Origin of the sequence: Nocardioides sp. NBC_00368 (assembly GCF_036090055.1) — a bacterium.
In the GTDB taxonomy this organism is placed as follows: Bacteria; Actinomycetota; Actinomycetes; order Propionibacteriales; family Nocardioidaceae; genus Nocardioides.
The window spans coordinates 5,378,094-5,397,963 of the sequence record NZ_CP107970.1 but is presented as its reverse complement, the minus strand read 5'-3'; the positions used below and the strand labels follow the sequence as shown (position 1 = coordinate 5,397,963).

Here is a 19,870-nt window from a genome sequence, read left to right as displayed (position 1 = left end):
CGGTTCTGCGCCCCGATCCTGGACAGCACATGCTGGCGCACGGCCTGTCGCTCGTGGATGCTGAGCTCGTGCTTACCGACCACGTCGGCCAGCTCAACCACGCTGTCTGCCACAAGTGTCACCTGGCAGTCGGGACAGGTCAGCTCCACGGGTGTCAACGGCACACCTCCTACTACTCATGATAGGAGACGCTCCGTCGCCGTGCGCTGCGGGTGCCGCATGTTTGGAGAACTCTCAGCACCCACCTTTACCCTCCTACTACTTGTTGTAGGAGACGGGGTGATGGCCCCGCTGACGAAAGGGATCTGCTGTGAAGAAGGCACTGGCGGTAGCTGGCGCGGGAGCGGTCGTGATGCTGCTCGCAGGATGCGGCGGTGGCGGCACAGCCCCGGCCACGACACCCACGCCTGCACAGTCCTCGTCCCCGTCCACGGGTGATCAGGCCGCCTCGCCAGCGCGTTCCTCCTCCAGCCCGGTGCAGCAGGAACCCGAAGGGCCAGTCGTCGAGGTGTCCATCTCCGGAAAGTCTGTGACTCCTAAGGGCACCCGGATTCAGGCCAAGGTCGGCGAACCGGTGACCTTTGTCGTCACCTCCGATCGGGCCGGCGGCCTCCACGTCCACTCCAGTCCGGAGCAGACCCCCGAGTTCTCCGAGGGCACGACCACGATCCAGGTCACCATCGACAAGCCGGGCGTGGTCGAAGTGGAGGAGCACGAGTCCGATGCGTTGATCGTGCAAATCGAAGCGCGCTGACACCGATGTACACCCTCTTTCCCGCTCACGGCATCGGGGGCGCACAGGACCTTCCTATCCCGGCCAGCTATGCCATCACCGGGTCCGGGATCGCGCTGGCGGCTTCGTTCGTGATCCTCATTCTTGCTTGGCGCCGCCCGCGCCTTGACGCAAGCAAGGGCCGTCGGCTGCCGACGTGGCTCGCGATCGCCCTCGATTCCCGTTGGGCCGAGGGAGCAGCACGCACTCTCGGCATGATCGCCTTCGGCTACTTCGTCTGGGCGCTCGTCGCCGGACCGGACCTTGCTTCCAACCCGGTCTTCGGGATCGTCTACGTGTTCGTCTGGGTCGGACTTGTGCCGGTATCACTCCTGTTCGGACCCGCCTGGAAGGCGATCAGCCCGCTGCGCACGGTCTATGCAGGCATCACGGCCCTGGGCGGCCCGGCCCTTCGTGGCGGACTGATCCCGCTCCCTCGTTTCGCCGGTTACTGGCCTGCCACGATCGGGCTGTTCGCCTTCGCCTGGCTCGAGTTGGCCGCACCCAACTCCACCTACATCACGCCCATTCGCGGATGGTTCACGGTCTACGTGGTCACCCTCGTCCTCGGCGCCGTCATCTTCGGGGAGCGTTGGTTCGAGCGCGCGGATCCGTTCGAGGCCTACTCGACCCTCATCGGCCAACTGTCACCGTTGGGGCGAGACGCCGACGGCAACCGCATCTGGCAATGGCCGCTCAACCACCTGGACGGCCTCGACGCCAGCCCGAGCCGCGTCGCCGTCGTGGCGGTGCTGCTCGGGTCGACCGCGTATGACAGCTTCAGCCGCTCTCCGACGTGGGCACGCATCACCCAGACCACGGTCATTGACGCCACCGTCCTCGGCACCTTGGTACTGCTGGCCTTCTGCGTCTTCGTGGGCGTCACCTTCACCGCCGGGACCATTGCCACCGCCGTCGGTCCAGGTCTAAGGCGAGCTCAGCTGCCAGCGCTCTTTGCCCACTCCGTCGCGCCTATCATCGTCGGCTACGTCGTCGCGCACTACATGACGCTCCTGCTCGAGTACGGCCAACAGGTTCTGATCCAGCTGAGCGACCCGATGCTCAACGGCTCGAACCTGCTCGGCACAGCCGATTGGACCCCGGTCTACTTCCTCTCCAGCCAACCTACGACGATCGCCGTCATCAAGGTCCTCGCCGTGGTGACCGGCCATGTCCTCGGTGTCATCGCCGCCCACGATCGCGCCGTCAAGCTTCTTCCGAGAACCCACCAGGTCACCGGACAGCTCGGCCTGCTGGTCGTGATGATCACCTACACAGTCGGCGGCTTGTACCTGTTGTTCAGTGGCTGAGCCGACAGGTCCTGGGGTCGCGCGGCACCGGGATGTGATCAGACCCGGGGGTGGCGCGCTCGGCGTCGAGTAGGAGAGGTCGAGCTCGGTCATGCCGGTCAGGGTCATTTGGTGGAAGAGCGCAATGCGGATCGCGATCGGGGTCGCGCCCGGTACCTCCTCCTCCCCGCCAGGGCGGCATGCGAGCCACGGACTACCCCGCAGAACGCACAGACCTCTTTCATTCCCGCTCCCCCTCGGCCACTCGCGGTCCTCCCCTGCCCCTGGGGTACGTGACCATGACGATCCACAAGCTGACCGCAGGCTCGGGGTACGAGTACCTGACCCGCCAGGTAGCGGCGGGTGACTCCACCGAGCTCGGCGCCACAGCGCTGGCGGACTACTACGAGGCCAAGGGCGAGGCGCCCGGTCGGTGGGCGGGATCTGGGCTCGACGCCTTCGCTGGCCCGGACGGGATCAACGCGGGCGATGTGGTGACAGCCGAACAGATGGGCCACCTGTTCGGCGTCGGCGAGCATCCCGTCACCGGGAGACCGTTGGGTCGGCGGACGCGGTCGGACGGGGTGGCAGGGTTCGATCTGACCTTCAGCCCGGTGAAGTCGGTCTCGACGCTTTGGGCGGTCGCGCCACCCGAGATCGCGCGTGCGATCGAGCAGGCCCACGATGCCGCGGTCAACGACGCGATGGCGTATGTCGAGCGCGAGGTGCTGTTCACCCGCGAAGGGACCGACGGGGCGCGGCAGGTCAAGACCCGCGGCTTGATCGCGGCCGCGTTCCGCCACCGGGACTCCCGTGCCGGCGACCCGGACCTTCATACCCATGTCGCCGTCGCGAACAAGGTGCAGGCGAAACTTTCGGGCAAGTGGCTGACCGTCTATGGCCGGCTGTTATTTCAGCACACGGTGGCGATCTCGGAGACCTATAACACCGCACTCGAGTACCGGCTCGGCGAGGCGCTCGGTGTCACGTTCGCCGAACGGGCGAACCCTCGGGAGCGGCGCGCTGTCCGCGAGATCGTGGGTGTCTCAGCCGGGCTGTGTCGAGTGTGGTCGCGGCGGGCCCGGGACATCGACCGCCGTGAGGACGACCTCGTGAGCGCGTTCATCGCGGAGCACGGTCGGCCGCCGACAGAGTCGGAACGGCTCGGGCTGGTACAGCAGGCCAATCTAGAGACGCGCGCCCCTAAGCATGAGCCGCGCGCCGAGGCCGACCAGCGACGAATCTGGCGCCGCCAGGCATCGGAGTTCCTCGGGAGCGAGTCGACCCTCGCCGCGATGATCCACGAAGCATTGGATGTGTCGCCGCCGGTGCGCCGATCGACCTCTACCGACGTCGTCGACACACACGTGATCCACGCAATGGCAGTCGCCGTCATCACCGAGCTCGAGACCCGTCGGGCGACCTGGCAAAGCTGGCATCTGCGGGCAGAGGCGGAGCGTCAGGTGCGGGCCATGGCACCTGGTCAGATCAGGGCAGGTGACCTTCCCGCGATGGCCGATGCGGTCGTCGCGGCGGCCGTCGGGATGTCGGTGTCGCTCACGCCGGACGACGATCCCATCGACCAAAGGACCGATCTTCGCCAACCCAGTGGCCTTCGTCGCTCGGGCGGAACCAGCGTGTATCGACATACCGGCGCCGATCACTACACCAGTCAGCGGATCCTTCAAGCCGAACAGCGACTGGTCGACGCGGCCGGTCTGGGCAGCGACTTCGCGTTCTCTGCGGAAGAAGTGGACATCGTCCTGGCCGCCAGCGCGGTCGCCGGGGTACGGCTCAATGACGGACAACACGCGCTCGTGCATGCGCTGGCCGGTGGTGGTCACCGGGTCCGCCTCGCATTGGCGCCGGCGGGGTCGGGGAAGACGACCGCGGTCGAGGTGCTGGCTGCGGTCTGGACGATGAATGGTTATGACGCGATCGGGCTGGCACCGTCGGCCGCCGCGGCGAAGGTACTTCAGGAGGCGACCGGCCTGCCCTGCGAGACCCTCGCGAAGATCGACGACGAGGTCGCCACCCAGCCCACCAACACTGGGGGTGACCGTCGCAGTGGGCTGAGCACCCGGATCGGACCAGAGACCCTGGTGGTGATCGACGAGGCGGGAATGGCCGACACGTTGACGCTCGACCGGGTAGTCGCGTTCTGCATCTCGCGCGGTGCCACGATCCGGCTCCTGGGCGATGACCAGCAGCTCTCCGCCGTCGGCGCCGGTGGCGTGCTGCGCGACATCACCCATCGGCACGGAGCCGACCGGCTCGAGGAAGTCGTACGCTTCATCGACCCCGGCGAGGCCGCAGCCTCCTTAGACCTTCGCGACGGTGATCAGACCGCGATCGGGTTCTACCTCGACCACGACCGCATCCACACCGCCGACGAAGACACCACGATCGCCGAGGTCCTCGCCGCCTGGCAACACGACCGAGACGACGGGCTGGACACACTCATGCTGGCCCCCACCCGAAACATGGCCGCCACCCTCAACCACCAGGCACGCACCCGGCGTCTCGCCGGCATCGCGCCGCGGACCGAGGTCGAACTGGCCGACGGCAACCAGGCATCAGTCGGGGACACGATCATCACCCGTCACAACCAGCGCCGCCTGGCCGTCTCCGGCACCGACTGGGTCAAGAACGGTGACCGGTGGACCATCACCCGCATCCGCGGCGCCGCATTGACCGTACGCCACGCCACAACCGGCTTGAAGGCGTCGCTGCCTGCCGAATACGTGCACGACCACGTCGAGCTCGGCTACGCCTCAACCGTTCACACCGCACAAGGCCTCACCGCCGACGTCGTCCACGGGATCGTCGACGGCCGCGAGGATCGGCAGATGCTGTACACGATGCTGACCCGCGGCCGCCGCGAGAACCACGTCCATCTGGTGCTCGAACCGATCGACCCCGTCGAGGCCGATCGGCGGCAGTGCATGCTGCCTGGACTGCAGGAACAACTGACCGCGATCCAGATCCTCGACGACGTGGTCGGTCGTGACGGTGCTGCGGTCTCGGCCACCACCACGCTCCGCCGCGGCCGCAGCTGGTCCACCCAGCTCCACGACGCCTCCCTACGCTACGCCGACGCGGTCGCCACCGGAGCAATGCGAGTGCTTGGCAGCGGTTGGGAAGACGCCCTCGACGCGGCCGGCGAAGGCCCACTCCCCTGGCTACCCGCGATACCTGCCGACCTGGCGCGGGATGAGTCCTGGGGTCCATATCTCACCGCTCGTTCCCAACATGTCGAGGTGACAAGACAGGGCTTCCTCGACCACCTGGTCGGCGCCGACATACCGACGGCGATCGAAAGCCAGAAGCGTCCGGCCTGGATGACGCGGTACGCCGATGTCCTCGGAGACCTCCACGACACCGTCGCGCTGTGGCGAGCCGCCCGCGGCGTACCCGAGGACGATCCGCGCCCGACCGGGCCAGCCGTCACCGAACCGCGCGCCGGCCGCTTCCAACGCCATCTCCTGCGGCAGCTCACTGGTCGCTACAGCGACTCGGTCCAGCGCTGGCACGAGCTGATCCTCCGCCGGACAGGAATCCAGGCCCAGGACGACCACACCCGAGGCGAAGCCATCGAGCTCGCTCGACTGCTCGACACGCTCCATCGCCGCGGCCACGACTCCCGCGGACTGCTAGACCGTGCCCTGAGCAGCGGCGCATTGCCCGAGGGGCATGCCATCGCCGCCCTGACCTACCGCGTCCGCAGGCTCACCCCGCGCGACCCGCTTCAGTCACGATCCGAGTCCGCCGGGCATGCTGGCCCATCGGCGATCGGTATGTGACCCCGGGGGTCACGCTGCGCCGACCTCGTCGCCGCCCTGGTGGTCGGCACGCCAGCGGTCCAGGCTGATGTCGTCGGTGCACGCGGCGGCGTAGGTCTTCAGGCGGTCCAGTGCATGGGCGGCGCGTCGCCGCAGCGTACGCGCGGCCTCCGGGTGGTCGTGGGCGACCAGTTCGACGGCCGCAGGGGTAGTCAGGCCCAATCGACCGCGATGCAGCGGTGCGCCGACGGTCTCGGCTGACGCCGCGAGCTCGCAGAGCAGGCGCACTTCATCCTCTGCTATCGCGTGGTCGCGGACTGCCTCGTCGAAGAACTCGCCCAGCTCCACCTCCGGCGCGACCTCCGCCTCCGGCGACTCACGATCGCCGGCACCGCTCGCGAGCGTGGTGAGGTCGTCGGCGAGCAGCACGCGCGCCCAGTGACGGTCGGCACGACTGCCGACCCCGAGTGAGGCCGCGACCTCGCGTCGGGTCGCGTTCAACAGCGCCCGGGCCAGCCACGGCGTTCGTAGCCGATGCGCCTGGGCGGCCTGCAGCCACAGCTCCGAGGCGACCAGCGCATCGATGTCGGGCGACAGATCGCTCAACGCCTCCGCAACCCGGCACCCTCCGGGGATCAGAAGCCACACCAGGGCAGCGACTGCTGACCGGTCGGTCGCGGTCAGCGTCGCCAGGGTCCGCAGCACCGCCGCCTTGTTCGCGACGTCAGCCTGGCGGGTCCATTCCCTGAGGTCAGCCAGGTCATCGACCACGGCCAGGCACGGGTCGACAGCGCACCATCGCTCCCACCCTTCTCGCGCTTCAGCGAGCAGCGGTGACGCTGGATCGTCGAGTCCGAACTGGTCTGCAACACTCATCGAGGCCCCCATTCCTGGCTGTCACCAGGTAGGTGCGCAAGACAAATGCAGATCTTGAGCGTGCCAGATCTGAAGAGTTATATTTTGGTATGGCCGTCGGCCACGAGGGCTCACTGTTGGAGGCCGCTCGCGCTGCTCGCGGGTTGACCCAAGAGGCGCTCGCGCGCCGATGCGGGACATCACAGCCATCGCTGTCGGCTTACGAACGTGGAGCGAAGTCGCCCACCCTCGCCGTCCTCGAGCGCATCTTGCGATGCCTTGACTTCGAGCTCGCCCTCAACGAGCGGATCACCTTCCACCAGATCACGGTTGCCGGGCCTGGACGGTCCACGGCGCTGGTGCCGAACCGGCTGTGGCGGTTGTCGCCTGAGCAATGCTTCGCGCCGCTGTGGGTGTGGCACGGTCGTGACCACAGGGTGTTCGCGCTGAGTGATCGCGACAAACGCGCCGCCGGTTATGCCTGGCTGCTGCGCTATGGCGACGAGACCCAGCTCTTCGAGCACGTCGACGCTGCGCTGCTGGTCGACCTGTGGCCCGATCTGGTCGACGGCCTGCCCCCGGAGATCCGCGACGCGTGGTGGCCACTGGTCGGATGGACCCGGGATCAGTCCGTCGAGGAACTGATCCTCGCCGACGCTCGAGCCTGGGGGCAGGACTACAGACGCCGGACCGCTACCCGCGCAAAGAGGCTGCGGGTGTTCCGACGGCTGGCCGACTACGGGCTCGATCCCGATCAGATCCGAGCACTGATGCGGCACTGGTGAGGTCATCACCGCGAGCCCGACGAGGTCGATGACGAGTATCGCGAACCTTGCGACCGGGAACCCCGACAGCCTCACCTGGACCACCGACACACCGAATGAGGCAACGATCACCCACGGGCTCACCTATCGTGACAGCGTGGACCTTCCTGTGATGCCGCCGATCCTGCCGATGCTGGCCAAGCCGGCGTCGCTTGAGAAGGTGCTCTCCATGGCACCCAACGTCCAACTAGAACCAAAATGGGACGGCTTCCGGTGCATCGTGTTCAAGGACGGCGACGAGGTGGAGCTGGCCTCGCGCAACACCAAGCCGCTGACGCGCTACTTCCCCGAGGTGGTCGAGGCGATGCGGAAGGCGCTGCCGGAGAAGATCGTGCTCGACGGGGAGATCTTCGTCGCGATCGGCAACCGGCTCGAGTTCGAGGTGCTGCAGCAGCGAATCCACCCGGCCGCGTCCCGGATCACGCTGCTGGCGGAGGAGACGCCCGCTGCGTACGCCGCCTTCGATCTGCTCGCGATCGGCGAGGAGAGCTTCGTGGAGAAGCCGCTGACCGAACGGCGGGCGGCGCTCGAGGAGATCTTCTCGACCGTGACCTCGGACAACGTCCATCTGTGCACGACGACGACCGACCCCGAGATCGCCCAGGACTGGTTCACCCGGTTCGAGGGCGCCGGCCTGGACGGGGTGATGGCCAAGCCGCTGGAGGCTCCCTACTCCCCCGACAAGCGGACGATGCTGAAGATCAAGCACTCGCGTACGGCGGACGTGGTCGTGGCAGGCTACCGCGAGCACAAGACCTCCACGCCGGAGAAGCCGCTGCTGGGGAGCCTGCTGCTGGGGCTGTACGCGCCCGGGGAGGACGGTCAACCGGAGCTGCAGCACATCGGGGTCTCGGCGTCCTTCACCGCCGTGCGACGCGCCGAGCTGTGGCAGGAGATGCAAGAGCTGGTCGTTCCCATCGAGGAGCACCCGTGGGGCCGCTGGCAGGAGTTCCTCACCGCCAACCCCGACCGGGTCCCCGGCACCCAGAGCCGCTGGTCACAGGGGAAGGACCTGTCCTTCACCCCGCTGCGCCCGGAGCGGGTGCTCGAGGTCGGCTACGACCACATGGAGGGGCGCCGCTTCCGGCACACCGCGCAGTTCAAGCGCTGGCGCCCCGACCGTGACCCGGAGTCGTGCGGCTACGAGCAACTCGAGGAACCCGTGGCCTACGAGCTGTCCGAAGTGCTCGGAGGCGCGTCTAAATCCGGCTAGGGTCGGAGACATGAGCTACGACGTCGTACTCCTGGTCGAGCAGGCAATCACCCTCGACGACGCGACCCGGGTCCACTCCCTCCACGAGGGAGTCGAGGACCCGGTCTACCACGTGCTGCTGCCCTTGGAGGACGCCGCCGCACGGATCGAGTCGGCGATGGGCACGCTCAGCGCTGCCGAATACCTGGGCTCGGCCATGATCATGAACGAGATCGACCTCGACGCCGTGCGCGAGGAAGCCAAGGAGGAGGCCGAGAAGGCCCTCGCCCAGACCCTGAAGGTCCTCGAGACCTCGGGCGCCTCCGCCCACGGCGAGCTGGTCCAGGACCCGGTCAAAGCGCTGCGGGCCAAGGTCGCCGAGGTCGACGGCCGCGAGGCGATCATCATGACCCGGCCGCACGTCGTGGCCGAGTTCTTCCACGTCGACTGGACCCACCAGGCCCGGCGGCACCTTCACGTCCCGGTGCTGCATCTGATCGAGCACGAGAACTTCGACGAACAGGCCGGTGAGGGCGAGGGAATCAGCGGAATGTGAGGCATTTCGCCTCCATTACCGCGAAATCCGCAAATGTGACAGGGGGCACATCAAAGGTTACCGCTCTGTTACCAGGTTCACGTGGCAGTTGTGACTCGCGTTCCCCTAAGATCTTGGGGTCCGCTGTTCCGGGGGGATCCAGCGACAAAGAAGTGCCTGCTCGTGCGATCGGGGGATCCGCGCTGAGCGGGCACTTCTGCTATTTGTCGCCGATCCGGTTGCCCTCCTCGTCCCAGTGGGACGCGACCTTCTTGCTCGGCTGCACCCGCGGCGGCTCTCCTGGCATCTTCGGGTAGTCGGGCGGGAAGTTGAGCTCGCCTCCGGGCAGCTTCTCCCAGAGCTCGAGCAGCGGCGTCAGGTCGTACGCCTCGTCGTCGATCTGCGCCCAGCGGTCACCCTCGGCGAGGAAGTCGGGGACGGTGAAGAGGTTGAGCTCGCGCGGGTCCTCGAGCTCGGCGAGCTCCTCCCAGGTGAGCGGGGTGGAGACCGGGGCGCCGGGCTTGGGTCGCAGCGAGTACGCCGAAGCGATCGTGCGGTCCCGGTTGTTCTGGTTGAAGTCGACGAAGATGCGCTCCCCGCGCTCCTCCTTCCACCACGCGGTGGTCACTCCCCCGTCGCGACGCTCCAGCTCGCGACCGAACCCGATCGCGGCGTGACGCAGCTCCTCGAAGGTCCACTCGGGGCGGATGCGTACGTAGATGTGGACGCCGCGGTTGCCGCTGGTCTTCGCGAAGCCGCGCAGGCCGAGCTCCTCGAGAGTCTCCCGGGCGACGCCGGCGACCCGCACCACGTCGGCGAAGTCGGTGCCGGGCTGGGGGTCGAGGTCGATGCGCAGCTCGTCGGGGTGGTCGACGTCCGCGCGACGTACCGGCCAGGGGTGGAAGGTGAGGGTGCCCATCTGGGCGCACCAGACCGGGATGGCGAGTTCGGTGGGGCAGATCTCTCGCGCCTTACGCCCGCTCGGGAAGGTGATCTCGACCTCCTCGAGGTAGTCGGGCGCACCCTTGGGCGTGCGCTTCTGGTAGAAGCCGTCGCCCTCCTTGTCGGTGGGGCCGGTGGCCAGCTTCATGCCCTCACGCCAGCCGTCGGGCCAGCGCTCCAGGGCGGTCGGGCGCTCGCGCAGCGCCCGCATCAGCGGGTCGCCGACGGACGCGAAGAACTCCGCGACCATCAGCTTGGTGACCTCGGGAGTACGGTCCGTCGCCTCGTAGATCACCCGGTCCGGGCTGGAGATCCGCACCTCGCGCTCGCCTGCCTGCACGTGTGCCGCCGGTGTCTTCGCCATGGCGCCAACCTAGCCCGACCCAAGCCCCTCCCCCAGCGAAATCCTCCGGATGCACCCGCAACTCACTGGCCAGTACGTCCCGGGACCGGCATGATCCGCTCCAACGTACGGCGACCGCCACGATCTCGGAGGACCCCCACATGTCGACTCGAACCACGGCACTTACCGCCGCCACGGCGGCCCTGGCCGCCGCCATCACCCTCGGCCTCGCCGGTGCGCCCGCGACGGCGAGCGCCGATCCGGGCTGCGGGACCGTCGCCTCCCCCGACATCCGGGTGGAGCACACCCGGCTCACCGACCCGGCGGTCACCGACATCCTGACCCGCTCCGGGTTCGACGACGTCGCCGCCGCCGTACGGACGGCCGTCTGCGAGGCGCGCGACAGCAAGGCTGCCACCGCGGTGGCACGGCTCGCCGGCGAGGCGCTGTGGCAGCGCGCGGTCGACCGGGTGCAGGGCCGCGGCGACGCCGGCGGCGACCTGCCACGCAGCGACGACCGTCCGCTCTACTGGGCGCGTCTCGCGGGCGAGCTCGAGATCGCCCGCGTGGCCCCGGGATTCCCGACCTGGTCCGAGGACGCCCGGGCGAAGGTGCTGGCCGCCTTCGACCGGAGCTCGCGCGGGATCGAGTCGACCGCCTTCGCCCGTGGCGAGTCCGGCCGGTCGAGGCAGGTGCTGGCCTCCGGCTTCGACCCGTTCACCCTCGATCGCAACATCCGCCAGTCGAACCCGTCCGGGGCGACCGCGCTGGCGATGGACGGGCGGGTCGTACAGACGGCGAAGGGTCCCGTCGAGATCCAGACCGTGGTGTTCCCGGTGCTGTGGGAGCCGTTCGCACAGGGCATCGTCGAGCGCGCCTTCCTGCCGCACCTGGTTCCCGGCAAGCGCGACGTGGACACCGCCGTCACCATCAGCCAGGGCCGTGCGGGCCGTTTCGACCTGGAGGTGTGGAACGGCGCCCATCGCGGCACCTTCCCCGACAACGACCGGATCAGTGTCAACGAGACGATCCCGATCCCGGAGGACCTGCCGCACGCCACCCCGCAGCCGCAGTGGACCCGGACCACGCTGCCGGTCGAGGCGATGAAGGCGGCCGTGCCCGGCACCTTCCCGGTGAACATCAACCGCGTCGTCACCGAGATCCCGGCCGGATCGACCGAGCCGGTCACCCGGGAGGACCCGACGCCTGGCTCCACGGCGCTGGCTGGTGGCGGCGGTGACTACCTGTCCAACGAGTCGGCTTACCGCACCACCGCCCTCCGCGACGCGCTCGAGGCGGACACCAAGCAGGGACACATCCACGTGCCGGTGCTGTCCGGAGACGCCAGCGGTGAGCCGCTCGCCGAGATGCGGTCCGACATCGTCTCCCAGACCCTCGCCCTGGTGGTGGCGGCCGCGACGAGCTGATCCGGAGAATTGCCCGAAGAAACCAGCCGGATCCCGCACCGTTTCCATGCCCCCGGGCGTACTGAGAGCATGAAACCAGCAAAGGTCAGGCCTATCTCGGGTGCGGCCCTTGTGATTGTCAGCATCTTCGCCCTCGGCGCGTGCGGCGGGTCGGACGGTTCCGGCGAGTCCGCCGACGCCGGCTCGGCGCCGGTCGAGTCGTTGGCCGATTCGTCGGCCGGGAAGGCGGCCGGTCCGGAGATGGCCGAGCAGGATGCGGATGCGGCGGCACCGAACCAGGCCGTCGTGAAGCCATCGATCATCTCCACCGGCTCGGTCGCGCTCAGCGCGAAGGACGTCGGAAAGACGCGTACGCAGGTGCAGCACGTCTCCGACAAGTACGCCGGCCAGGTCACCGAGCAGGAGACCAGCGACAGCGACGACGACGGTCCGCGCTACGCCCGCATGGTGCTGCGGATCCCGTCGAAGTCGTTCGACGACGCGATGGCCGACCTCGAGGACACCGCCACACTGGTCGACTCCAACACCACGACCACCGACGTCACCACCCAGGTCGTGGACACCGAGGTGCGGGTGAAGAACGCCCGCACGAGCATCGAGCGGATCCGTACGCTGCTCTCCCGCGCCGAGAGGATCGGCGACGTCATCTCGATCGAGTCCGAGCTCGCCCGTCGTGAGGCCGACCTCAACTCGCTGCTCGCCCAGCAGGCGGCTCTCGAGGACCAGACCTCGTTGTCGACGATCACGGTCTCCATCGACCGGGCCGGTCCCGGCGGCTCCTCCGACGACGACCCCGGCTTCCTGGCCGGGCTGAGCGCCGGCTGGGACGCGCTGGGCGCCTCGGCCCGCGTCCTCGCGGTCGCCCTCGGCGCCGTCATCCCGTGGACGCCGGTCGTCCTGCTCCTGGCCGCACCCGTGTGGCTCCTCTCGCGGCGCCGCCGGCAGGTGGTCACGACAGCCCCGGCCACCGACCTGACGGAGGAATAACCAGTCGAGATCGGGGTGCCGACGGCGTACGTTCTGAGCATGAGCGCGCTCGAGCACCCCGGTCTCGTCTTCCGCAGCCTCGACCCGTTCGACGGGGACGAGGCCCAGCTGAAGGGGTGGTACGAAGCCACCCGGCGTGGCTTCCACCAGTCACGCGGCAACGACGACGGGATCCAGGTCTGGCGCGACCACACCCGCGCAGACTCGGTGACGCTGCTGGGGGCGTGGGCGGAGAGCTCGGAGTTCTCCTCGGCCACGATCCCGGTCGCGACGTTCTCCTCCTGGACCTCGCCGGTCAACGTGGGCGGTGGCGCCAGCCTGCCGACGCTGCTGATCAGCGACGTGACCGTCTCCCCCACCCACCGGCGCCAAGGGCTGCTGCGCAAGCTGATGACCGTCTCGCTCGCCGACGCCGTCGCCGCCGGGGTGCCGCTGGCGGCGCTGACCGTCTCGGAGGGCTCCATCTACGGCCGCTTCGGGTTCGGCACGGCCACCCACCTGCGCCAGATCGAGGTCGACGTGACCTCCAAGTTCCGCTACCGGCCCGAGGTGCCGGCCGACGACGGTTCGGTGACGCTGATCGAGCCGGCCGACGCCTGGAAGACGGTCGCCGAGATCTACGGCACCTTCCAGGAGCGCACCCGCGGGTCCGTCACCCGGCCACAGTTCTACGAGCCGTGGCTCTCCAGCGCCTACGACTTCGACGGCGACTCGAAGGGCGAGTCGAAGCAGCGGGCCGTGCTGCACCTCGACGCCTCCGGCACCCCTGACGGCTACGCCATCTACAAGACCGCCGACGAGCGCAACGACTCCGGACTGCGGATGGCCCGGGTCGTCGACCTGGTGGCGCTGACCCCGGCGGCCTACCTGCGGCTGTGGCGGTTCCTCGCCGACATCGACCTCGTCGAGCGCGTCGGCTGGCGCCGGGCTCCGCTGCAGGACCCGCTCTACTGGGCGCTCGCCGAGCCGTTCGCGGTCAAGAGCGCCGAGCTCGACGACATGCTGTGGCTGCGCGTGCTCGACGTGCCGACCGCGCTTCAGGCGCGACCGTGGTACGCCGCCGGCGAGATCGTCCTCGGCGTCGAGGACCCGCTCGGGCACGCCGACGGATCCTGGCGGGTCGTCGTGAAGGACGGTGTCGCCGAGGTCTCCCGGACCGAGGACGCGCCGACCGTGGAGCTGGCCGCGGACACTCTCGGCGCCCTGTATCTCGGCGGCGTCGACGTACGCACCCTGGCGGCCGCCGGCCGGATCACGGGCTCGCCCGAGGCGATCGAGACCTGGGCGGCGATGGCAGACGGCGGTCCGCTGCCCTACTGCATCACCGGCTTCTGACGGCTCAGTCGCGTCCCGGCTCGGCGCCGATCAGAGTGATTCGGTCGCCGCGAAAGTGGTAGTTGTGCATCGCGTCCAGCCGCGGTGCGTACGCGTGCAGGCTGAGCGCCGGGCGCGAGCCGACGTTGCGTACGTCATGGACGTGACCGGCCGTGTGCGCCCGGGCATCGCCGGGACCGACGTCGGCGAGCTGCAGTCCGCCGAGCCAGTTGTGCTCGACCAGGCTGCCGGTGAGCACGGTGAAGGCGGTGGTCGCGGTGCCGTGGTCGTGGAAGCCCGTGCTGGCGCCGGGCGCCCAGGCGATCAGCCACACCTCGACCGCGTCGTCGCGACGGAGCAGGTGGAACTCGCGCCCGGTCTCGGGCGGCTGCACCTGCGCGATCAGGTCCTCGTCGTCGGCGTAGGTGCGGATGGCGTCCAGCAGGGGCTGTGTGGCGAGTGCGGTCATGGTGGCCTCCTCCAGAAGCGTCGTACGGTTTAAGTATAGTAGATCAGTCCACTTTGACAATGGAGTTGTGCTCCCACCCCAGACGTACCATTTCAACCATGGGTTACAACGTGGAGAAGTCCGACGAGGAGTGGCGGGCAGAGCTGACGCCCGAGGAGTACGCGGTGCTGCGCCAGGCGGGCACCGAGCGGGCATTCACCGGTGAGTACACCGACACCGAGATCAAGGGCGTCTACTCGTGCAAGGCCTGCAAGGCCAAGCTGTTCGAGTCCGACACCAAGTTCCACTCCGGCTGCGGCTGGCCGTCGTTCTACCAGCCGATCAGCGACACCGTGGAGTACATCGAGGACAAGTCCCACGGTATGGACCGCGTGGAAGTACGCTGCGCCAACTGCGGCTCCCACCTCGGCCACGTCTTCCCCGACGGCTACGGGACCCCGACCGGCGACCGGTTCTGCATCAACTCGATCTCGATCTCGCTGGAGCCCGCGGATCAGGCCTGATCCGGCTAGCGTGGCGCCGTGACAGTGCGGATCGCCATGTGGTCAGGCCCGAGGAACCTATCCACGGCGCTGATGCGCTCGTTCGAGAACCGGCCGGACTGCACGGTCCTCGACGAGCCGCTCTACGCCGCCTACCTCTCGGCGACCGGCCTCGACCATCCAGGACGTGACGAGGTGCTCGCCTCCCAGCCGAACGACTGGCGGGTCGTGGCCGAGGAGATCACCTCCGGTCCGGTCGGCTCGGCGGTGCAGTACCAGAAGCACATGACCCATCACCTGCTTCCGGAGATGGACCACGGCGCCTTCGCCGGGCTCTCGCACGCGTTCCTGGTGCGGGACCCGGAGCGGGTGCTGACTTCGTACGCCAAGGTCCGTGAGGAGCCGACGCTCGAGGATCTCGGTCTGCCGCAGCAGGTGGCACTCTTCGAGGAGTTCGGCGGGCCGGTGGTCGATGCCGCCTCGATCCTGGCCTCGCCGCGCGCGGCTCTCGTCGGGCTGTGCGAGGCATTGGGGATCGAGTTCGACGAGGCGATGCTGTCCTGGCCGGCCGGCCGGCGCGACTCCGACGGGGTGTGGGCCCCGCACTGGTACTCAGGCGTCTGGGCGTCGACCGGTTTCGCGGCCTCCTCCCCCGGCGCGGCCGATCCGCTGCCCCCACGCCTGGCGCCGCTCCTGGAGCGCTGCCTGCCCTACTACGATCGCCTCGCCCCCTATGTCATGAAAGTTGACTGATGCTGCAGACATACGACCCCCGCAACGACGACATCCAGGTCTGGATCAACGGCGAGCTCACCCACCGCCTGGAGGCGCGGATCTCGCCGTTCGACTCGCTGGCCCAGGGCGGCGACGGTGTCTGGGAGGGCCTGCGACTCACCCGGGGACGGATCTTCAAGCTCTCCGAGCACCTCCTCCGGCTGCGGCGCTCGGCACGGGCCATGGCCTTCTCCGACATCCCGTCCGACGAGTTCATGACCCAGGCGATCCGCGAGTGCCTGGCCGCCAACGGCATGCGCGACGACGTCCACATCCGGCTCACCCTCTCCCGCGGCGTGAAGGTGACCTCCGGCATGGACCCGCGGCTCAACCAGTCGGGTCCCACGCTGATCGTGCTGGCCGAGTTCAAGTCGCCGGTCTACGACGACTCCGGGATCACGCTCATCACCGCGGCCCAGCGCCGCCCGCGCGCCGACATGCTCGACCCGAAGATCCACCACAACAACCTGATCCCCTCGATCCTGGCCAAGGTCGAGGCCAACAACGCCGGCGCCGACGACGCCCTGATGCTCGACGACGTCGGCTTCATCGCCGAGACCAATGCCACGCACTTCTTCCACGTACGCGACGGGGTGCTGCGCACCTCGACGACCAAGGCGTGCCCCGAGGGCATCACCCGTGCCACCGTCCTGGAGCTCGCCGCCGACCTGGGCCTGCCGGTGGACGTCGGCGACTTCTCGCTCACCGACGCCCACACCGCCGACGAGGCCTTCGTCACCGGCACCATGGGCGGCATCACCCCGGTCGTCTCCCTCGACGGCCGCCCGATCGAGCGCGGGCCGGTGACACAGCAGCTCGCCAAGGCGTACGCGGACCTGCAGGCGACGTCAGGGACGGTCGTCGTCGGCTGACGCCTCACTCCACCGGCTCGAAGACGGCGCCGTCGAGAACGACCGTGCCCTTGCCGTACCTCTCGTCGAGGCGCTCCTGGAGACCGCCGTCGTCGATCAGCACGCGCAGGTGGACGACGCCACGGGACAGACCGCTGCTGACGTGGTGCGGCTGGTCCGAGAGCTCCTCCTGGATCTTGCCAAGCTCCTCCTGCGACACCGTCGCGCGCGAGACGCAGAGCATCCCGCCCCAGGTCTCGCGCAGCTCCTTCTCGGCCGCGGCGGGGTCACCGGTCACGCGTACGTTGAGGATGAGCTTGCGCGGGTCGTTCGTCGGGCGCGCCACCTGCGTCTGGTCGAGCCACAGGTCGCTGTAGCCCGGCAACCGTTGCGCGGCGGCCACGGTCGCCTCCTGGCTCTCCACCGTGGTCCGCTCGGGATCGAGAACTTTCCAGCCACCCTCCGGCTCGGGGCACGGAGTGCTGAAGTCAACCTCCTCGACCGGCGGAACCGACGCGTCGTCGGCCGGCACGGCGTCGGTCACGGCGAACGTCGTGTCGTCGAGCGTGCCCGTGACCTGGAAATCACCCCAGCGCGTGCCCGCGTGCTCCTCGTGCTCGGGATGGTCGGCCCAGTCCCAGCCGGTCATCTCGAGCCCGTCGCACTGCGGCGGCATCGACTCCGCGATCGCCCCGTAGCACAGCTGCGGGCCACCGCCGTCGTCGAGCACCGTCACGGTGCCCGTCGAGCGGACGGTGCCGCTCCCCGTGGCCGGGTCGAGCACCCGGTCGTTCCCACATGCGCTCGCCGCCACCAGGAGCAGCACCCACCCATATCGCCACATGTTGTTATGACGGCCGAGGCGGGACCTACGTTGCGCTGCCCTGGCCGTCGCGCCAGGCGACGAGCTCCTCCAGGAACGAGAGGTCGTAGTCGGGGCCGTTGACGCCGTGGGTGAACAGCGTCGCTCCGGCGTCGGCGAACGCCTTGGCCGACTCGACGTCGCTGACCTCGACGGAGATCTCGATCTCGGAGACGTCGCGGCCGACACCTCTGCAGTGCTCGGCGAGGATGCCGCGCTTGCGATCGAGGGTGGGGATGTCGGAGAAGGAGTGCCAGATGTCGGCGTGCTTCGCGACGTACTTCAGGGTCTTCTTCTCACCGCCGCCACCGATCATGACCGGGATCTTCCGGACGGGTGCGGGGTTGAGCTCGGACCAGCGCTTCTCGATGCGCGGGAGCGCCTCGCCGAGGGCGTCGAGGCGGGAGCCGGCGGTGCCGAAGTCGTAGCCGTACTCGGTGTAGTCCCGCTCGAACCACCCCGATCCGATGCCGAACAGCAGCCGGCCGTCGGAGATGTGGTCGACGGTGCGGGCCATGTCGGCGAGCAGCTCGGGGTTGCGGTAGGAGTTGCAGGTCACCAGGCAGCCGATCTCGACGCGCGTGGTCTGCTCGGCCCAGGCGGCGAGCATCGTCCACGCCTCGAAGTGCTTGCCGTCGGGCTCACCGTACAGCGGGTAGAAGTGGTCCCAGTTGAAGATCACGTCGACGCCGATCTCCTCCGCGCGGCGCGCGGCGTCGCGAATCTGGGCGTAGTCGGCGTGCTGGGGCTGGATCTGGACTCCGATGCGGATGGTCATGTGTCCAACCCTACGGAGCACCTGGCTTCCGTACCCGCACGAATCGGCCCTATCGTTCGGCAGGCGGCGGATCGTGCCGTACGAGAGCTGAAGAGGGGTGCGAGATGCGATTCGGGTGGAACCTGCACGAAGACGGCAAGAACGTACGCGAGGGGGCGATCGTCAAGCCCGGCGAGCGGCTGAGCTGGCCCCGCACGATCGGCTTCGGCGGCCAGCACGTGGTCGCCATGTTCGGCGCCACGTTCCTGGTGCCGCTGCTGACCGGCTTCCCGCCGACCACGACGCTGTTCTTCTCCGGCCTCGGCACCCTGCTTTTCCTGCTCATCACGCGCAACCGGCTGCCCTCTTATCTCGGCTCGTCCTTCGCCTTCATCGCGCCGATCGGTGCCGCGATGGGCGGCGGCGGGATGGGCGCTGCGCTCTTCGGCATCCTGGTCACCGGCGCACTGCTGGCGCTGGTGGGCGTGATCGTGATGGTCACCGGCACCGGCTGGATCGAGGCGCTGATGCCGCCGGTGGTGACCGGTGCGATCGTCGCGCTGATCGGTCTCAACCTGGCCGGTGCCGCGACCAACAACGTGGTCGGCGGTGACCCGGCCGACCCCGACAACGGCGCGGTGCTGGTCGCCGCGATCACCCTGGCCACCGTGCTGGTCGTCGCCGTCGCCTTCCGTGGGCTGATCGCCCGGCTCTCCATCCTGGTCGGCGTCGTCGTCGGCTACATCGCCGCGCTGCTCCTGGGTCAGATCGACACCTCGGCGTTCGAGAAGGCCGCCTGGTTCGGGCTGCCCGACTTCACCACGCCGGACGTGACCTGGTCGGTGGTCCCGATGTTCCTGCCGGTCGTGCTCGTCCTCGTCGCCGAGAACGTCGGCCACGTACGCAGCGTCGCCCACCTCGCCGGCGACGACACCATCAACCGCGAGACCGGCCGGGCCCTCTTCGCCGACGGCCTCGCCACCACCATCGCCGGTGGCTTCGGCGGCTCGGCGACGACGACGTACGGCGAGAACATCGGCGTCATGACCGCGACCCGGGTCTTCTCGACCGCCGCCTACTGGGTCGCCGGCGTGGTCGCGATCCTGCTCTCGCTGTCGCCGAAGTTCGGCGCGTTGTTGAACACCATCCCGCCCGGCGTGCTCGGCGGCATCACCGTCGCGCTCTACGGCCTCATCGGCCTGATCGGTATCCGGATCTGGCTCGACAACCGCGTCGACTTCGCCGACCCGGTCAACCAGTTCACCGCCGCCGTCGCGCTGGTCATCGGCATCGGCAACCTGACCCTGACCTTCGGCGACCTCACCTTCACCGGCATCGCGCTGGGCACCATCGCTGCGGTCGTGATCTACCACGGGATGCGCGCCCTGGCGCGGCTCCGGAGGTAGTTGGTGC

18 protein-coding genes are annotated in these 19,870 nt (G+C 68.8%); 13 read left to right on the top strand and 5 right to left on the bottom strand.

Annotation, left to right across the window (positions count from 1 at the left end):
* Positions 1-310: 310 nt before the first annotated feature.
* From OG984_RS25845 to mobF, 3 genes are all read left to right on the top strand, one after another.
* On the top strand, positions 311-754 hold the full coding sequence (locus OG984_RS25845) for a hypothetical protein (RefSeq protein WP_141779337.1): 444 nt from the start codon (positions 311-313) through the stop codon (positions 752-754).
* Positions 755-759: 5 nt separating this feature from the next.
* Entirely contained in the window at positions 760-2,082 is a 1,323-nt protein-coding gene (locus OG984_RS25840; protein ID WP_141779336.1) for a hypothetical protein, read from the top strand.
* A 278-nt stretch (positions 2,083-2,360) separates the two neighbouring features.
* Positions 2,361-5,864 (top strand): MobF family relaxase, encoded by a 3,504-nt coding sequence (gene mobF / locus OG984_RS25835; RefSeq protein ID WP_328528989.1) that lies wholly within the window; start codon positions 2,361-2,363, stop codon positions 5,862-5,864.
* Between the two features lie 9 nt (positions 5,865-5,873).
* Here the strand turns inward: mobF and OG984_RS25830 are convergent, their stop codons facing one another.
* Complete coding sequence (locus OG984_RS25830) at positions 5,874-6,719, bottom strand: hypothetical protein (RefSeq protein WP_328528988.1); 846 nt, start codon at positions 6,717-6,719, stop codon at positions 5,874-5,876.
* A gap of 89 nt (positions 6,720-6,808) precedes the next feature.
* Between OG984_RS25830 and OG984_RS25825 the strand changes: the two genes are divergently transcribed.
* The 3 genes from OG984_RS25825 to OG984_RS25815 all read left to right on the top strand — a co-directional run bounded on the left by OG984_RS25825 (position 6,809) and on the right by OG984_RS25815 (position 9,270).
* Positions 6,809-7,483 (top strand): helix-turn-helix domain-containing protein, encoded by a 675-nt coding sequence (locus tag OG984_RS25825; RefSeq protein WP_141779333.1) that lies wholly within the window; start codon positions 6,809-6,811, stop codon positions 7,481-7,483.
* A gap of 136 nt (positions 7,484-7,619) precedes the next feature.
* Positions 7,620-8,735: an ATP-dependent DNA ligase gene (locus tag OG984_RS25820; protein WP_328528987.1), complete on the top strand. Its 1,116-nt coding sequence runs from the start codon at positions 7,620-7,622 to the stop codon at positions 8,733-8,735.
* 10 nt (positions 8,736-8,745) lie between these two features.
* Positions 8,746-9,270 carry a hypothetical protein gene (locus OG984_RS25815; protein ID WP_328528986.1) on the top strand — a complete coding sequence of 175 codons (525 nt, stop codon included), beginning with the start codon at positions 8,746-8,748 and terminating at the stop codon, positions 9,268-9,270.
* Positions 9,271-9,469: 199 nt separating this feature from the next.
* Here OG984_RS25815 and OG984_RS25810 read toward each other — a convergent pair whose 3' ends face one another.
* Positions 9,470-10,555 carry a DNA polymerase domain-containing protein gene (locus OG984_RS25810; RefSeq protein WP_328528985.1) on the bottom strand — a complete coding sequence of 362 codons (1,086 nt, stop codon included), beginning with the start codon at positions 10,553-10,555 and terminating at the stop codon, positions 9,470-9,472.
* Between the two features lie 140 nt (positions 10,556-10,695).
* Between OG984_RS25810 and OG984_RS25805 the strand changes: the two genes are divergently transcribed.
* The 3 genes from OG984_RS25805 (at position 10,696) to OG984_RS25795 (ending at position 14,283) form a co-directional block, all read left to right on the top strand.
* Positions 10,696-11,961 (top strand): hypothetical protein, encoded by a 1,266-nt coding sequence (locus OG984_RS25805; protein ID WP_328528984.1) that lies wholly within the window; start codon positions 10,696-10,698, stop codon positions 11,959-11,961.
* A 111-nt stretch (positions 11,962-12,072) separates the two neighbouring features.
* Positions 12,073-12,948 carry a DUF4349 domain-containing protein gene (locus OG984_RS25800; protein WP_328528983.1) on the top strand — a complete coding sequence of 292 codons (876 nt, stop codon included), beginning with the start codon at positions 12,073-12,075 and terminating at the stop codon, positions 12,946-12,948.
* 39 nt (positions 12,949-12,987) lie between these two features.
* Positions 12,988-14,283: a GNAT family N-acetyltransferase gene (locus tag OG984_RS25795; RefSeq protein WP_328528982.1), complete on the top strand. Its 1,296-nt coding sequence runs from the start codon at positions 12,988-12,990 to the stop codon at positions 14,281-14,283.
* A gap of 4 nt (positions 14,284-14,287) precedes the next feature.
* Here the strand turns inward: OG984_RS25795 and OG984_RS25790 are convergent, their stop codons facing one another.
* Positions 14,288-14,731 carry a cysteine dioxygenase gene (locus OG984_RS25790; RefSeq protein ID WP_328528981.1) on the bottom strand — a complete coding sequence of 148 codons (444 nt, stop codon included), beginning with the start codon at positions 14,729-14,731 and terminating at the stop codon, positions 14,288-14,290.
* 98 nt (positions 14,732-14,829) lie between these two features.
* Here OG984_RS25790 and msrB point away from each other — a divergent pair, with 98 nt between their 5' ends.
* Genes msrB through OG984_RS25775 form a run of 3 tightly spaced genes read left to right on the top strand, consistent with a single transcriptional unit; the run spans position 14,830 to position 16,859 of the window.
* Positions 14,830-15,234: a peptide-methionine (R)-S-oxide reductase MsrB gene (msrB, locus tag OG984_RS25785; RefSeq protein WP_328528980.1), complete on the top strand. Its 405-nt coding sequence runs from the start codon at positions 14,830-14,832 to the stop codon at positions 15,232-15,234.
* Positions 15,235-15,270: 36 nt separating this feature from the next.
* On the top strand, positions 15,271-15,966 hold the full coding sequence (locus tag OG984_RS25780; RefSeq protein ID WP_328532392.1) for an HAD family hydrolase: 696 nt from the start codon (positions 15,271-15,273) through the stop codon (positions 15,964-15,966).
* The gene (locus OG984_RS25775) at positions 15,966-16,859 is read left to right on the top strand and encodes an aminotransferase class IV (protein ID WP_328528979.1); all 894 of its coding nucleotides are present in this window, start codon (positions 15,966-15,968) and stop codon (positions 16,857-16,859) included. The genes OG984_RS25780 and OG984_RS25775 overlap by 1 nt, the downstream gene beginning before the upstream one ends.
* A gap of 4 nt (positions 16,860-16,863) precedes the next feature.
* Here the strand turns inward: OG984_RS25775 and OG984_RS25770 are convergent, their stop codons facing one another.
* Both OG984_RS25770 and OG984_RS25765 read right to left on the bottom strand, forming a co-directional pair.
* On the bottom strand, positions 16,864-17,682 hold the full coding sequence (locus OG984_RS25770) for a hypothetical protein (protein ID WP_328528978.1): 819 nt from the start codon (positions 17,680-17,682) through the stop codon (positions 16,864-16,866).
* 25 nt (positions 17,683-17,707) lie between these two features.
* Positions 17,708-18,478, bottom strand: a complete 771-nt coding sequence (locus OG984_RS25765) for an LLM class F420-dependent oxidoreductase (protein WP_328528977.1) — start codon at positions 18,476-18,478, stop codon at positions 17,708-17,710.
* A gap of 104 nt (positions 18,479-18,582) precedes the next feature.
* On the opposite strand from OG984_RS25765, the gene OG984_RS25760 reads away from it, so the two are divergent.
* Positions 18,583-19,863: a uracil-xanthine permease family protein gene (locus OG984_RS25760; protein WP_328528976.1), complete on the top strand. Its 1,281-nt coding sequence runs from the start codon at positions 18,583-18,585 to the stop codon at positions 19,861-19,863.
* Positions 19,864-19,870: the final 7 nt, after the last annotated feature.

Bases quoted from the DNA above. Each gene is read 5' to 3' on its own strand.
- OG984_RS25760 (WP_328528976.1), top strand. From the start codon at position 18,583: ATGCGATTCGGGTGGAACCTGCACGAAGACGGCAAGAACGTACGCGAG.
- mobF (WP_328528989.1), top strand. From the start codon at position 2,361: ATGACGATCCACAAGCTGACCGCAGGCTCGGGGTACGAGTACCTGACC.
- OG984_RS25840 (WP_141779336.1), top strand. From the start codon at position 760: ATGTACACCCTCTTTCCCGCTCACGGCATCGGGGGCGCACAGGACCTT.
- OG984_RS25790 (WP_328528981.1), bottom strand. From the start codon at position 14,731: ATGACCGCACTCGCCACACAGCCCCTGCTGGACGCCATCCGCACCTAC.
- OG984_RS25780 (WP_328532392.1), top strand. From the start codon at position 15,271: ATGTGGTCAGGCCCGAGGAACCTATCCACGGCGCTGATGCGCTCGTTC.
- OG984_RS25805 (WP_328528984.1), top strand. From the start codon at position 10,696: ATGTCGACTCGAACCACGGCACTTACCGCCGCCACGGCGGCCCTGGCC.
- msrB (WP_328528980.1), top strand. From the start codon at position 14,830: ATGGGTTACAACGTGGAGAAGTCCGACGAGGAGTGGCGGGCAGAGCTG.
- OG984_RS25775 (WP_328528979.1), top strand. From the start codon at position 15,966: ATGCTGCAGACATACGACCCCCGCAACGACGACATCCAGGTCTGGATC.
- OG984_RS25830 (WP_328528988.1), bottom strand. From the start codon at position 6,719: ATGAGTGTTGCAGACCAGTTCGGACTCGACGATCCAGCGTCACCGCTG.
- OG984_RS25825 (WP_141779333.1), top strand. From the start codon at position 6,809: ATGGCCGTCGGCCACGAGGGCTCACTGTTGGAGGCCGCTCGCGCTGCT.
- OG984_RS25765 (WP_328528977.1), bottom strand. From the start codon at position 18,478: ATGACCATCCGCATCGGAGTCCAGATCCAGCCCCAGCACGCCGACTAC.
- OG984_RS25810 (WP_328528985.1), bottom strand. From the start codon at position 10,555: ATGGCGAAGACACCGGCGGCACACGTGCAGGCAGGCGAGCGCGAGGTG.
- OG984_RS25795 (WP_328528982.1), top strand. From the start codon at position 12,988: ATGAGCGCGCTCGAGCACCCCGGTCTCGTCTTCCGCAGCCTCGACCCG.
- OG984_RS25815 (WP_328528986.1), top strand. From the start codon at position 8,746: ATGAGCTACGACGTCGTACTCCTGGTCGAGCAGGCAATCACCCTCGAC.
- OG984_RS25770 (WP_328528978.1), bottom strand. From the start codon at position 17,682: ATGTGGCGATATGGGTGGGTGCTGCTCCTGGTGGCGGCGAGCGCATGT.